13 protein-coding genes are annotated in these 14,285 nt (G+C 73.2%); 10 read left to right on the top strand and 3 right to left on the bottom strand.

Annotated features, from left to right (window positions below; translation table 11 throughout):
• Positions 1–18 precede the first annotated feature (18 nt).
• The 6 genes from AB0P24_RS17855 to AB0P24_RS17830 all read left to right on the top strand — a co-directional run bounded on the left by AB0P24_RS17855 (position 19) and on the right by AB0P24_RS17830 (position 8,741).
• Positions 19–2,403, top strand: a complete 2,385-nt coding sequence (locus tag AB0P24_RS17855; RefSeq protein ID WP_365794945.1) for a phosphoketolase family protein — start codon at positions 19–21, stop codon at positions 2,401–2,403.
• Between the two features lie 30 nt (positions 2,404–2,433).
• Positions 2,434–3,447: a type I glyceraldehyde-3-phosphate dehydrogenase gene (gap, locus tag AB0P24_RS17850; RefSeq protein WP_365794943.1), complete on the top strand. Its 1,014-nt coding sequence runs from the start codon at positions 2,434–2,436 to the stop codon at positions 3,445–3,447.
• A 207-nt stretch (positions 3,448–3,654) separates the two neighbouring features.
• The gene (locus AB0P24_RS17845) at positions 3,655–6,351 is read left to right on the top strand and encodes a GNAT family N-acetyltransferase (protein WP_365794940.1); all 2,697 of its coding nucleotides are present in this window, start codon (positions 3,655–3,657) and stop codon (positions 6,349–6,351) included.
• A 20-nt stretch (positions 6,352–6,371) separates the two neighbouring features.
• Entirely contained in the window at positions 6,372–7,103 is a 732-nt protein-coding gene (locus tag AB0P24_RS17840; protein WP_365794938.1) for a CBS domain-containing protein, read from the top strand.
• Between the two features lie 15 nt (positions 7,104–7,118).
• A complete protein-coding gene (locus AB0P24_RS17835) occupies positions 7,119–7,613 on the top strand; it encodes a flavodoxin domain-containing protein (RefSeq protein ID WP_365794936.1) in 495 nt (164 codons plus the stop codon).
• A gap of 222 nt (positions 7,614–7,835) precedes the next feature.
• Positions 7,836–8,741, top strand: coding sequence for a universal stress protein (locus AB0P24_RS17830; protein WP_365794934.1), 906 nt, complete (start codon positions 7,836–7,838; stop codon positions 8,739–8,741).
• A 16-nt stretch (positions 8,742–8,757) separates the two neighbouring features.
• Here AB0P24_RS17830 and AB0P24_RS17825 read toward each other — a convergent pair whose 3' ends face one another.
• The 3 genes from AB0P24_RS17825 to AB0P24_RS17815 form a co-directional block, all read right to left on the bottom strand.
• Positions 8,758–9,441, bottom strand: a complete 684-nt coding sequence (locus AB0P24_RS17825; protein ID WP_365794932.1) for a universal stress protein — start codon at positions 9,439–9,441, stop codon at positions 8,758–8,760.
• Positions 9,442–9,488: 47 nt separating this feature from the next.
• Complete coding sequence (locus tag AB0P24_RS17820) at positions 9,489–10,070, bottom strand: hypothetical protein (RefSeq protein ID WP_365794930.1); 582 nt, start codon at positions 10,068–10,070, stop codon at positions 9,489–9,491.
• A 159-nt stretch (positions 10,071–10,229) separates the two neighbouring features.
• On the bottom strand, positions 10,230–10,622 hold the full coding sequence (locus AB0P24_RS17815) for an STAS domain-containing protein (protein WP_365794928.1): 393 nt from the start codon (positions 10,620–10,622) through the stop codon (positions 10,230–10,232).
• A gap of 274 nt (positions 10,623–10,896) precedes the next feature.
• Between AB0P24_RS17815 and AB0P24_RS17810 the strand changes: the two genes are divergently transcribed.
• The 4 genes from AB0P24_RS17810 to AB0P24_RS17795 form a co-directional block, all read left to right on the top strand.
• Complete coding sequence (locus AB0P24_RS17810; protein ID WP_234532844.1) at positions 10,897–11,964, top strand: zinc-dependent alcohol dehydrogenase family protein; 1,068 nt, start codon at positions 10,897–10,899, stop codon at positions 11,962–11,964.
• A gap of 23 nt (positions 11,965–11,987) precedes the next feature.
• Positions 11,988–12,665 carry a pyridoxamine 5'-phosphate oxidase family protein gene (locus AB0P24_RS17805; RefSeq protein ID WP_365794926.1) on the top strand — a complete coding sequence of 226 codons (678 nt, stop codon included), beginning with the start codon at positions 11,988–11,990 and terminating at the stop codon, positions 12,663–12,665.
• A gap of 118 nt (positions 12,666–12,783) precedes the next feature.
• Complete coding sequence (locus AB0P24_RS17800) at positions 12,784–13,647, top strand: universal stress protein (RefSeq protein WP_365794924.1); 864 nt, start codon at positions 12,784–12,786, stop codon at positions 13,645–13,647.
• Between the two features lie 145 nt (positions 13,648–13,792).
• Positions 13,793–14,285: GAF domain-containing protein (locus tag AB0P24_RS17795; RefSeq protein ID WP_365794922.1), on the top strand; the 493-nt coding region annotated here is incomplete at its 3' end.

The following is a 14,285-nucleotide window of genomic DNA, read 5'->3' as shown; positions in this document are numbered from 1 at the left end:
ACTCACGGAGCCATTTCCATGTCCAAGGTCGAACACCAGGACGCCACCGCACTGTCCGACGAGGAACTGCGCACCCTGGACGCGCACTGGCGTGCCGCCAACTACCTCGCGGCAGGCCAGATCTACCTGATGTCCAACCCGCTGCTCACCGAGCCGCTGCGCCCGGAGCACATCAAGCCCCGGCTGCTGGGCCACTGGGGCACCTCGCCCGGCCTGAACCTGGTCTACACCCACCTCAACCGGGTGATCAAGGCTCGGGGCCTGGACGCGCTGTGCGTGTGGGGGCCGGGCCACGGCGGTCCGTCGGTGCTGGCGAACTCCTGGCTGGAGGGCAGCTACAGCGAGACCTACCCCGACATCACCCGGGACGGGCAGGGGATGGGCAGCCTGTTCCGGCAGTTCTCCTTCCCCGGCGGGGTGCCCAGCCACGTCGCCCCCGAGACGCCCGGCTCGATCCACGAGGGCGGTGAGCTCGGCTACTCCCTCGCCCACGCCTACGGCGCCGCCCTCGACCATCCGGATCTGCTGGTCGCGTGCGTGATCGGGGACGGGGAGGCGGAGACCGGGCCGCTGGCCGCTTCCTGGCACTCCAACAAGTTCCTCGACCCGGTGAACGACGGCGCGGTCCTGCCGATCCTGCACCTGAACGGCTACAAGATCGCCAACCCGACCGTGCTGGCCCGCCTGCCCGAGGCGGAACTGGACGCGCTGCTGCGCGGCTACGGCCACGACCCGATCCACGTCACGGGCGACGATCCGCGCCAGGTCCACCGGGCCATGGCGGCGGCGATGGACGACGCCCTGGACCGGATCGCCGTGATGCAGCGTTCGGCGCGTGAGGACGGGGTCACCGAGCGGGTGCACTGGCCGGTGATCGTGCTGCGTACGCCCAAGGGCTGGACGGGACCGGCGGTGGTCGACGGCGTGCCGGTCGAGGGCACCTGGCGGGCCCACCAGGTCCCGCTCGCCGAGGTCCGCGAGAACCCGGAGCATCTGCGGCAGCTGGAGGCGTGGCTGCGGTCCTACCGGCCCGAGGAACTCTTCGGCCCCGACGGGCGGCCGGTCGCCGACGTGCTGGCCTGCGTCCCCGAGGGCGCCCGCCGGCTGGGCGCGTCGCCGTACGCCAACGGCGGCCTCCTGGTGCGCGATCTGCCGCTGGCCGATCTCGACGAGTTCGCCGTCCCCGTCGACAAGCCGGGCAGCACCCTGCACGAACCCACCCGGGTCCTGGGCGACTTCCTGGCCCGGGTCATGAAGGACACCCGGCTGCGCCGGGACTTCCGGCTGGTCGGGCCGGACGAGACCGCCTCCAACCGGCTCCAGGCCGTCTTCGAGGCCAGCGGCAAGGCGTGGCAGGCCGGGCGGCTTCCGGTCGACGAGCACCTCGACCACCACGGCCGGGTGATGGAGATCCTTTCCGAGCACCTGTGCCAGGGCTGGCTGGAGGGCTATCTGCTGACCGGCCGGCACGGGCTGTTCTCCTGCTACGAGGCGTTCGTGCACATCGTCGACTCCATGGTCAACCAGCACATCAAGTGGCTCAGGACGTCGAGGCAGCTGCCCTGGCGCGCCCCGATCGCCTCCCTCAACTACCTCCTCACGTCCCACGTGTGGCGGCAGGACCACAACGGTTTCTCGCACCAGGACCCCGGTTTCGTCGACCACGTCCTCAACAAGAGCCCGGAGGTCGTCCGGGTCTACCTCCCGCCGGACGCCAACACGCTGCTCTCGGTGGCGGACCACGCGCTGCGCAGCCGGGACTACGTCAACGTCATCGTGGCCGGCAAACAGCCCTGCTTCGACTGGCTCTCGATGGACCAGGCGCGTGTGCACTGCGCGCGCGGCGCGGGGATCTGGGAGTGGGCCGGCACCGAGGACGGCTCCCGCGAACCCGACGTGGTGCTGGCCTGCGCCGGTGACGTGCCCACCCAGGAGGTCCTGGCCGCCGCCCAGTTGCTGCGCCGGAATCTGCCCGGGCTGGTCGTGCGGGTGGTCAACGTCGTCGACATGACGAGGCTGCTGCCCCAGGAGGAGCACCCGCACGGGATGAGCGACTTCGAGTACGACGGCCTGTTCACCAAGGACAAGCCGGTGATCTTCGCCTACCACGGGTACCCCTGGCTCATCCACCGGCTCGCCTACCGGCGTACCGGGCACGGGAACCTGCACGTGCGCGGATACAAGGAGTCCGGGACCACGACGACGCCGTTCGACATGGTCGTCCGCAACGACCTGGACCGCTACCGGCTGGTCATGGACGTCATCGACCGGGTGCCCGGTCTCGCCGTCCGCGCGGCCGGCGTGCGTCAGCAGATGGCCGATGCGCGCACCCGTCACCAGGCCTGGATCCGCGAGCACGGCACCGACCTGCCCGAGGTCGCCGACTGGACCTGGGACAGCTGAACACCCCAACCCCGAAAGGAGCCCGTCATCATGACCGTACGGGTCGGCATCAACGGCTTCGGCCGGATCGGCCGTACCTACCTGCGTGCGGCACTCGACCGCGCGGAAGCGGGCACCCAGGACGTCGAGGTCGTCGCGATCAACGACATCACCTCGCCCGCCACCCTGGCCCACCTGCTGGAGTACGACTCGACGTTCGGGCACATCGGACGCGAGGTCGTGCACGACGACAGCTCGATCACCGTGGACGGCAGGCGCATCGCCGTCACCGCCGAGCGCGACCCGGCCGCCCTGCACTGGCTGGACTACGGCGCCGGGATCGTCGTCGAGTCCACCGGCCGGTTCCGGGACCGGGACTCCGCCGCCCTGCACCTGAAGGCCGGCGCCCACACGGTTCTGCTGTCCGCGCCCGGCAAGGGCGTCGACGCCACCATCGTCATGGGCGTCAACGACCACACCTACGACCGCCACGAGCACCGGATCGTCTCCGCCGCGTCCTGCACCACCAACTGCGTCGCCCCGATGGTGAAGGTCCTCGACGAGGCCTTCGGCATCGAACGCGGCGTGATGACGACCATCCACGGCTACACCAACGACCAGTCCCTGCTGGACGGGCCGCACAAGGACCTGCGCCGGGCCCGCTCGGCGGCGCTCAGCATCATCCCGACCAGCACCGGCGCCGCCCGCGCCGTGGGGCTCGTGGTGCCGGAGCTGGCGGGCGCGCTGGACGGGATCGCGGTCCGGGTGCCGGTGGAGGACGGCTCGCTCACCGACCTCGCGGTGGTGCTCGGCCGCGAGGCGAGCCCGGACGAGATCAACGCCGCGTTCGAGGCGGCGGCCGAGGGCGCGCTCAACGGCATCCTGCGGGTGTCCAAGGCCCCGATCGTCTCCCGTGACGTCATCGGCGACCCCTCCTCCTGCGTCTTCGACCCGGCCCTCACCCAGGCCAACGGCACGCTGGCCAAGGTCTTCGGCTGGTACGACAACGAGTGGGGCTACACCAACCGGCTCCTGGACCTCACGGCCCTGGTGGCGGAGGACTGACCCGAACCCTCGGCGCCGCCCCGTCCTGCCCTCGCCGGCCGACCGACTCCCGGTCGCCGGCGAGGGCAGCCGTGTTCGGCGGCCCTGGTCCCGACCAGACCTCCTGATCAGGGCCGATCGGCCCCCGGCTCACCCCGGACAGCCCATGGGGCGGCGGCCCGCCGCGCCGGATGCTCGTAGTGCCAACCGGTTTGGAGGAGAACCGCGATGACCGACTCGCTGCTCGAACGAGCCCCCGCCCACGCGCTGCTCGCGGACGGCACCACCGTGTGCATCCGGTCCGCGACCGCCGGCGACCACGACCGGCTGAAGGGGTTCTACGACGACATGTCCTCCGAGAACCTCCGCCTGCGGTTCTTCTCGGTCAGCCGGCGCTCGGCGGCCATGGCCGCCGACCGGGCGTGCGCCCCGGCCCGCCCCGGCTACCGGGCGCTCCTCGCCGAGGCGCGGGGCCGGGTCCTCGGTCTCGCCGAGTACGAGACCGGAGACGACAAGGGCTCGGCGGAGATCTCCATCGCCGTGGCGGACGGACTGCATCACCGCGGCGTCGGCACTCTTCTCGTCGAGCACCTGGTCTCGGCCGCCCGTGCCGACGGCATCACCACCTTCACGGCCGACGCGCTCAGCGAGAACCGTGAGGTGCTCCGCCTCTTCTCGGACCTCGGCCTGCACACGTCCCGCCGCTTCGAGGGCCCGGAGACGCGCTGCACCATCCGCCTCGACCAGGACGACACCTACCTCACCGCCGTCGAGGCCCGGGGCCGCGCCGCCGACGTGGCGAGCCTGAGGCCGCTGCTGTGCCCGGAGGCGGTCGCCGTCGTCGGCGCCGGGCGCAAACCCGGCTCCGTCGGCCGGGCGATCCTCCACCACATCCACACCGGCGGCTACACCCGCCGGCTCTTCGCCGTGAACCCCAGCGTGACCTCGGTCCTCGGCGTGCCGTGCTACCCGTCCGTCGGCTCCCTGCCCGTGACCCCGGACCTGGTGGTCGTGGCGGTGCCCGCGGCTGCCGTCGCGGCGTGTGCCGAGGAGTGCGGCAAGGCCGGCGTCCGCGCCCTCCTCGTGGTCACTTCGGGCCTCGGCCCCGACCAGGCGCAGGCGCTGCGCGCCGCATGCCGCACCCACGGCATGCGCCTCGTCGGCCCCAACTGCCTCGGCATCTCCAACACGGAGGCCCGGCTGAGCCTCGACGCGACCTTCGCCGCCGGGCACCCCCGCCCCGGGGCGGCCGGTGTCGCCGTCCAGTCCGGCGGTATCGGCATCGCCCTGCTCGACGGCCTGTCCCGGCTCGGCATCGGCGTGTCGTCCTTCGTCTCGCTCGGCGACAAGTACGACGTCAGCGGCAACGACATGCTCCAGTGGTGGGAGACCGACGGCCGTACCGACCTCGCCCTGCTGCACCTGGAGTCCTTCGGCAACCCGCGCGCCTTCTCCCGTACCGCCCGCCGGGTCGCCCGGCGGATGCCGGTACTGACCGTGGACGCCGGCCGGTCCCCGGCCGGACGCCGGGCCGCCGCCTCGCACACCGCGGCCGCCGCCACCCCCACCATGACCCGCCGGGCCCTGTTCACCCAGGCCGGCATCACCGCCGCCCGCTCGGTCGGCGAACTCCTCGAAGCGGCCGCGCTGCTGCACTCCCAGACGCTGCCGGAAGGCAACCGCGTCGCCATCGTCACCAACGCGGGCGGCGCCGGGGTCCTGGCCGCCGACGCCTGCGCCGAGGCCGGGCTCGTCCTGCCGCCGTTCACCCCGGCGACGACCGACGCGCTGCTGGCCGTGCTGCCCGACGGAGCGGTCATCGGCAACCCGGTCGACGCCACCGCCGCCGTGACCGAGGAACAGCTCACGGACTGCGTCGACGCGCTCATGGCGGACCCGGGCGTCGACGCGGTCCTGGTGGTCCTGGTCCCGACGGCCCTCGCCACCGCCACCGGCGACGACCTGGTACGGGCCCTCACCGGGGCGCCCGGCCGCAGGCCCAAGCCGGTCCTCGCCGTCCGCCTGGAGCAGGACCTGCCGGTGAGGCTGCTGCCCGCCGCCGACGAGGGCGGCACCATCCCGTCCTACGCCGAACCGCAGGCGGCCGCCCGCGCGCTGGCCCACGCGGCCGCCCGCGCGGCCTGGCTGGCCCGCCCGGCCGGCACCGTACCGGCCCTCGACGACGTCGGGACCGAGCGGGCCCACGCCCTCGCCGACGCCCACCTTGCCGCGCACCCGGACGGCGGCTGGCTCGACCCGCGCACCTGCGCCGACCTGCTCGCCTGCTACGGCATCCCGCAGATCCCGTGGGCCTGGGCCGAGACCGAGGACGACGCCGTCCGTGCCGCCGAACGACTGCGGGGCGCCGACGGCCGGGTCGTCATGAAGGCCCACTGGCCCGGGCTCGTCCACAAGAGCGAGGAGCGCGCGGTCCACCTCGACCTGCGCGGCGAGCCACAGGTCCGTGCCGCCTTCCGGGACCTGGAGACGCGCTTCGGCGGCCTGATGACCGGCGTGGTCGTCCAGTCGCTCGCCCGGCGCGGCACCGAACTGTTCGCCGGCGTCGTCCAGGACGAGGTGTTCGGACCGCTGGTCCTGTTCGGGCTCGGCGGTACGGCCACCGAGGTGCTCGCCGACCACGCGGCCCGGCTCGCCCCGCTCACCGACCACGACGTGCACGACCTGATCACCTCCCCGCGCTGCGCGCCCCTGCTGTTCGGCACCCGCGGCAACGGGCCCGTCGACCTCGAAGCCCTGGAGCAACTGCTCATGCGGCTGTCCCGGATGGCGGCGGACCTGCCGCAGCTCGCCGAGGCCGACTTCAACCCCGTCCTGGCCACACCGGGCGGAGTCACCGTGCTCGACGCACGGATACGACTGCTGCCGCGGCGGCCCCAGGACCCCTATCTGCGCCGGCTCCGCTGAGGACTGAGGAGGAAACCGAGATGAGGCACAACAAAGTGGGCTCCGTGATGACCACGGATGTCGTCCACGCCGGTTACAGCACTCCTTTCAAGGAGGTCGCGCGACTCCTCGCCGAGCACCGGATCAGCGGCCTCCCCGTGATCGACGATGACGACAAGGTCATCGGGGTCATCTCCGAGACGGACCTGATGGCCCGCCAGGCCATCGCCCCGGACCCCTACGGGCTGAAGTACCGCGTGGGGCTCGGCCAGCTGACGCGTGGTGGCAGGAGGCAGGCGGCCAAGGCACAGGCGCGCACCGCAGGGGATCTGATGTCGGACCCGCCGGTCACGGTGCACGCCGAGAACACCATCGTCGAGGCGGCCCGCACCATGGCCGAACGGCACGTGGAACGCCTCCCCGTCCTCGACGAGGAGGACCGGCTGGTCGGCATCGTCACCCGCCGCGACCTGCTGCAGGTCTTCCTGCGCCCCGACGACGACATCCGCGACGAGGTGACCGAGGAAGTCCTCGTCCGCGCCCTGTGGCTGCCGCCCCGCACCATCGGCGTGTCCGTGACGCAGGGCATCGTGACGCTCACCGGCCACATGGAACGCAGGACCGAGACCGAGATCGCCGTCTCCATGACCCGTCAGATCGACGGCGTGGTCGACGTGGTCGACAAGCTGACCTACCGCCTGGACGACGCCCGCGCCCGCGAGCAGCAGGCACTGCAACACGACGCGGCCGACGGCTGGCTGCGCGGACTGTGAGAGGAGACGGTTCCCATGACCGGCACGGTGTTAGTCACCTACGGCACGAAGAACGGATCGACCGCGCACATCGCCGAGTCGATCGCCGGCACCCTGCGCGAGCACGGGCTGACGGTCGAGACGATGCGGGCCTCGTCCGTCCCCTTCGTCACCCGCTACGACGCGGTCGTGGTCGGCGGCGGGCTGTACGCCGGCCGCTGGCACAAGGACGCCCGCACGTTCGTCCGCCGCCACCGCCACGACCTCGCCCAGCGGCCCGTCTGGTTCTTCAGCAGCGGCCCGCTCGACGCCTCCGCCTCCGAGCGGGACATCCCGCCCGTGCGCGGGGTGCGCCGCGCGATGCAGGAACTGCACGCCCGCGGTCACGCCACCTTCGGCGGCTGCCTCGACGACGACGCGGACGGCTGGCTGGCCCGGAGGATCCTGCACTCGGGGAGCGGCGGCGACTTCCGGGACTTCGAGGCCGTGACGGCGTGGGCGGCCGCGATCGCCGCGGAGCTGAAGAACTGACCGGGTTCCGCCGTCCGACCCCGGCGGCCCGGCAGGCTCCGCTGCGCCGTGCCGCACATCCGGTGCGCAGCGCAGAGCGGCGGACCGGCCCCGAAGACGACGCCGACGACCCGCCCCGCGCCCGCGCGTGGGCCGGTCGGTCCCGTGCAGGGACGTACGGCCCCTGGCGGCCCGGCAGCGTGTGGGCACGCTGGAAGGGGACGCTCCCCGGAGGTGGAGATCATGGTTCGAACCGTCACCGTAGGTCTCGACGGATCGCCCGAGGCCCGGGCCGCCGCGGAGTGGGCGGCGCGCGAAGCGCAGCTGCGCGGCCTGCCGCTGAAGCTCGTGCATGTCGCGGAGCCTGCCCCCGCACCCGTGGCGCAGGCCCCGCTGGTGGGCCCCGAGACCCGTCAGCACTGGACCCCGCAGCTGCCTGACGAGTCCGCCGAGGGCCTTCGGCTGCGGCACCCCGGCCTCGAGGTCCTCACCGAGCAGCTGACGGGTGGTGTGCCCGAAGCCCTGTGCGAGGCGGCCGGCCTCGCCGACCTGCTCGTGCTGGGTTCGCGGGGTTTCGGCGGCATCGGCGGGTTCGTGGTCGGCTCGGTGAGCCTGGCGGTCGTGGCCCGCGTGGAACGGCCCGTGGTACTGGTGCGCGGGGGCGAGCAGGCCGCGGACGAGCACAGGATGGATCCCGCGGGCGTGCCGTCCGCCGCCGCACCGTTCAGGCCGGTCGTGCTCGGCCTCGACGCCGATCACCCGGACGACACGCTGCTGGAGTTCGCCTTCGACGCCGCCGTTCGCCGGGAGACACCGCTGCGCGTGGTGTCCGCCTGGCCGGAGACGGCCACGTCCTACTACCGTTTCCCCGGTGACGCGGAACTCCAGGACGACCTCGAACGGAGCCATCGCACCGCTCTGGCCGAGGCGCTGCGTCCCTGGCGGCAGAAGTTCCCGGGCGTCGACGTGATCGAGACGAGCCGCTGCGGCAGCGCCGCACAGGCCGTCGTCGACGCGTCCCGCGACGCGTCCCTGGCCGTCGTCGGCCGGCGCATCCGCACCGGCCCCCTCGGCGCCCACATCGGCCATGTCACCCACGCCGCCCTGCATCACATCAGCGCGCCCGTCGCGGTCGTGGCTCACGGTTGACGGCGGGTGCCCCGGGTCAGGACGGTACGACGGCCACGGCGCAGGTGGCGCGGCGCAGCAGGGCCCTGACGGCCTCCTGCCAGGCGAGGTCCCCCGAGCCACCCGGGACCACGGCCAGCGCGGCGTGTTCGGAGCAGTGCAGCAGCGCCGCCGTGGGGCTGAACAACCGGACGTCCGCCAGTACCCGCACCTCGGGATACTTCTCCCGCCACGGGCGCAGCGCGTCGCCCAGGGACTGGACCTCCTGGTCCTCCCAGGCGGCGCGCTCGCCCTCCGGCACGCCGAAGGGCCGGCCGACGGCGTCCGCGGGCAGCGCCCAGGCGTGCACGGCGTGCAGCCGCACGCCGCGGAGCCGGGCGCTCTGGAAGGCGAAGGCGAGGGCCGCGGCGGAGGGATCGCGGGCGTCGACGCCGAGGGTGACCCCCGTCCGGCGGTGGGAGGTGGTGAGAAGGTCGGGGACGAGGACGACCGGGCCGCGGGCGGCGTCGACGAGGGCGGCCCAGGGAGAGCCGGACCCAGGCGGCGCGTCGGCTTCCCCGCTCACGCCGCAGACGATCACCGATGCCCTGCCGGGCTCCCGCACCGGGCCGTCCGGCACGCGCAGCACCGCACCCCGCATCTCGGCCTCGCGGGCCGCCCAGGCGGTCGCGGCGCGGCCGGGGGCCGACGTGCCGGTGCGGGCCAGGAGCACGGGGTCCATCGCCGTTCACCTTCCGAATGGGTGCGGGTTCGAGGAAGCGCCGGCCCTCAGCCGGTCTTGTGACCCCAGCGGGGCCCGACGGTGGTCCACTCGCGGTCCCACATGCCGAGCCGCCGCTGCTCCAGCCGCCACCGCACGACCGCTCCGGCCCCGAAGACCGCGCCGGCCAGCGCACAGCCGGCCGCCGTCCCCAGGACACCCGCCTCGACGGCTGCCGCGCCGGCGCTCGGCGGCCGGGTGGCCAGCCGGCCCTGGCGGTCCTGCCAGACGACGACCCTGGAGCCGGCCTTGGTGCCGGTGTCCACGAGGGTCCGGCCGGTGCGCGGGGAACCGTCGGGGGCGGTCCAGGTCACGGCGGACGGTATGCGCTCGCTCACCGTGCCGAACCCGGAAACGTTCTTCGGGACGTCGACGAGAAGCACGGCCCGCACCGGCTCCCGTTCCTCTCGCTGCCGCGCGAAGACACCGTCCGCGGCCCCGGCGGCCACCAGTCCGGCGACGGCTCCCCCCACCACGGCGAGAGTCCATACGGCCAGTACGATCCAGGCTTCGACGACATCGTCGCGGCGTCGCAGCGGATTGCTCCGCCACCGCCACAGCAGCTTCTTCACGCGCCGGGTCCTGCGCATCGGTCCGCACCTCCTCCTTGACTCCGTGTCGTGGTGACACTCTTCGAAGGTGTCAGCCGGCCCGGCGCCGGGACATGGGCCGACCAGGGACCGTCATAGGGCTGCTCGGGGGTCGGTCCGACCGGGCGCATGGGCCGTTCAGCCCTCACCGGGAGAGACTCAGGCGACCGCGGCGGTGGCCGGCGCCGGTGCGACCTCGCCGGCGAGGGCCTCGGCGAGAGCGGGATACAGCTCGAAGGCCTCGCCCAGGCCCGTGCAGCGCAGCAGGCGCGGGAAGCCGTCGTCCGGCGTGACCAGCCGCAGTCTGCCGATGCGTGAGCGGACGCGGTTGCGGGCCCGGCACAGCAGCCCGAGGCCCGAACAGTCGACGAAGGAGACGGGACTCAGGTCGAGCACCAGATCGGGCGCCACTGCGGCCGTCAGGGAGTCCAGGACGGCGGAGAGCACCGGAACCGCCAGAAGATCGAGTTCGCCGTACAGGGTGACGACGACGGTGCCGTGTCCGGTACGGGTCGTCCGGTACGTCAGGGAACTCGTGTGGTTGTCGGCCATGGAGACAGACAAGTCCAGGCGGCGGGGCCCGTGGAAGTGCCGTTCGGCCCTTTGGGCCCGGGCGGCGGGGGCCGAGGGGCCCGCGTCCGGGTGTTGCGCGGTGCCGGCCCGTTGGGCAGGCCATGAGGGCCGGACGGCCCAAGCGGACCCGGCCCGGAAAGGACAGGCTGGAGGTGCGGGGCAGTACCGGCGATGCACCGACGTCCGGCCGGAACCGCCGCCGGCGTCCGCCTACCCCGAGCCCCGCAGCGGACCAAGGACGGTGAGCGACTTCATGAAGGCCTTCGTGTTCCACGGCCCCGGGCAGTCCGCCTGGGAAGAGGCCCCCGACCCCGCCGTCAAGGAGCCCACCGACGCCGTCGTGCGCGTGGACGCCGTCACGATCTGCGGGACGGACCTGCACATCCTGAAGGGCGACGTCCCCGAGGTGCGGCCCGGCACGATCCTCGGTCACGAGGCCGTCGGCGAGATCGTCGAGGTCGGCAGTGACGTACGGACCGTACGGCCGGGAGACCGTGTGCTGGTCTCCTGCATCAGCTCCTGCGGGCGCTGCTCCTACTGCCGGGAGGGCATGTACGGCCAGTGCCGCGGCGGCGGAGGCTGGATCCTCGGCCATCTGATCGACGGCACCCAGGCCGAGTACGTCCGCGTCCCCTTCGCGGACCTGTCCGTCCACGCGCTGCCCGCCGCGGTGGACGACAAGGACGCCGTGCTCCTCGCGGACATCTTCCCGACCTCCTACGAGGTGGGCGTCCTCAACGGGCGGGTGCGTCCCGGCGACACCGTCGCCGTCGTCGGCGCGGGTCCCATCGGCCTCGCGGCGATCACGACGGCACGGCTGTTCGCCCCCGAGCGGATCGTCGCCGTGGACCTGGCCCCGGCCCGGCTGGAGGCGGCCAAGCGTTTCGGCGCGGACGCCGTCGCGGATGCCCGGGAGGCCCCGGAGCAACTGATCGCCGACCTCACCGACGGGCTCGGCGCGGACGTCGTCATGGAGGCCGTCGGCGTACCGGAGACCTTCGAGCTGTGCACCCGCATGGTGCGGCCCGGCGGACGCGTCGCCAACATCGGCGTGCACGGCAAGCCGGCCACGCTGCACCTCGAAGACCTGTGGATCAAGAACGTGACCATCACCACGGGCCTGGTGGACACCCACTCCACCCCCACCCTGCTGCGGATGGCCGCCGCCGGCCGGCTGCCCACCGCGCAGCTGGTCACCCACACCTTCCCGCTGGACCACATGGCCGAGGCGTACGACGTCTTCGGCCGCGCCGCCGACACCGGCGCGCTCAAGGTCGTGCTCGGCGGGGAGCAGCACGAGGTCGCCGTCCGCGGGACCTGACCGACGAGAGGACGTGACCGGTCATGGCCGAACAGGTACGGCCGCACACGGCAGAACAACCGCCGCTGGGGGACCTGGGGCGCCGCGTGGCGGCCCGCCGCAAGGAACTCGGACTCACCCGCGAGGAGACGGCCGAACAGGCCGGCATCGCGGCCGGGTACCTGCGGTACCTGGAGGAGCACTCCGAGGCCGCGCCGGGCACGGGCGCGCTGCTCAGGCTCGCCGACGTCCTGCGCACCACCGTGTCGCATCTCACGGGAGGCGACCTCGGCGCCCCGCCCGGCGGCGGCCGGGCGGGACACCACCCCCGGTTCACGGAGCTGAGCCCGCCCGAGTGCAGGGACCTGCTCGGCTCGCACGGTGTGGGACGGCTCGGCGTGGACACCGCCTCGGGCCCCGTCATCGTGCCGGTCAACTACAGCATCGTCGACGGCGCGATCGTCTTCAGGACCGCTGACGACACCACACCGTCCTTGGCCCAGGGCCACCAGGTGGCCTTCGAGGTCGACCGCATCGACGACGCCTTCGGCGAGGGCTGGAGCGTACTGGCGCGCGGGCCGGCGAGCCGGGTGACCGAGGCGGAGGAGGTGGAGCGGCTCACCGCGGCGGTCCACAGCACTCCGTGGGCGGGCGGCGAGCGCGAGCTGTGGGTGCGGATCGAGCCCCGCTCCCTGTCCGGGCGCCGTATCGCGGTCTCCTGACCCTTCGTCACCGACAGCATCAGGGACTGATGGACCCACCGCGAGGACCTATGGGCACTCCTGCCGCGCGTCGCACGTGACCAGAGTGGGAGCACATCCTGAAACAGGAGGTCTCCTCATGACGCGTGTCGTCGCCGTGGGCCTGGACGGCTCACCGGAAAGCCTTGCCGCAGCCGACTGGGCCGCGCGTGAGTCCCTGATGTCCGACCTTCCGCTGCGACTGGTGCACGTGGGCGGCCAACAGCCTCACGAGCAGGCGCCGTTCGCGGGCGAGCCGGTGCCCCCGGCGGGTGCCGGCCACCCTGCGACGCTGCTCCGGGAGACGGCGGCCCGGCTGCACCACCGTCACCCCGGCCTGCGGGCGGCTACCGACCGGCTCCCGGGACAGCCGGTGCCGGCACTGATCGGCGCCGCACGGGACGCCGAGCTGCTGGTGCTCGGCACGCGGGGCCCGGGCGCGCCCGTGGACTTCCTGCCCGGCTCGGTGGCGTCGGCGGTGGTCGCCCGTGCCGAACAGCCGGTCGTCCTCGTCCGGGCGGGAGTCGCCGCCGAGGGCGAGCACCTGGCCGATGCCTCCGGGACACCGTCCGAGGCGACCCCCTACCGGGAGGTCGTGGTCGGGCTGGACCTCAGCGACGCCGACGACACGGTGCTCGGCTTCGCGTTCGCCGCGGCGGCCCGCCGCGCCGCGGGGCTGCGCGTGGTGCACGGCCGGAGCGGTCCGGAGCCCCAGGACGGGCAGGCCGACGTGCGCACGCGGATTCTCAGCCCGTGGCGGGCCAAGTTCCCGGGCGTCGAGGTGACCGAGGAGTCGGTCGTGGGCGACGCCGGCGCCCACCTGGCGGACGCCTCGCGCAAGGCCTCCCTGGTGGTCGTCGGCCGCCGCATCCGCCGGGCCGCGCTCGGCTCGCACATCGGCCCGGTCGCCCACGCCGTACTGCGGCATGCGGCCGCACCGGTCGCGGTCGTACCGCACGACTGACGCGTCCGCTCCGCACGGCCGAGTGGCCCCGCCGCGGCTGCCGACGACTTGACCCGATCCGGTGTTCACCGCCGGTCGCCGCGCATTACGGTGGCACCTGACCGGACCTGCCGGTTTACGAGTCGACGGGATCGGGAGGAGCACCGTGGAGAGCCCTGGGGTGGCCCGCGTACGGTTGCCGCAGCTCAGGTTGGATGAGCTGCTGGAGGAGTTGCAGGCGCGTCTGGATGCCGCGCGGGGGACTCGGGATCGGGTGCACAGTCTGCTGGAGGCGGTGCTGTCGGTCGGTCGGGAGCTGGATCTGGAGCAGGCTCTGCACAGCATTGTGGAGGCTGCGGCGGTGTTGGTGGATGCCGAGTATGCGGCTTTGGGGGTGATCGGGCCGGATGGGAGGCGGTTGTCGGCTTTTCATACGGTGGGGGTAACTGAGGAGCAGATCGCTCGGATCGGTGCGTTTCCGGAGGGGCACGGGATTCTGGGGGAGTTGATCCGTCGTCCTGAGCCGTTGCGGTTGACCAAGTTGTCGGAGCATCCGGCGTCGTATGGTTTTCCGCCGAATCATCCGCCGATGAACACTTTTCTCGGGGTTCCGATCCGGGTGCGTGACCAGGTTTTCGGGAATCTGTATCTGACGGAGA

Source organism: Streptomyces sp. NPDC086519 (genome assembly GCF_040686075.1).
Lineage (GTDB): Bacteria > Actinomycetota > Actinomycetes > Streptomycetales > Streptomycetaceae > Streptomyces > Streptomyces shenzhenensis.
Note: the sequence above shows the minus strand (reverse complement) of the source record. Positions and strands in the feature narration are given on the sequence as shown.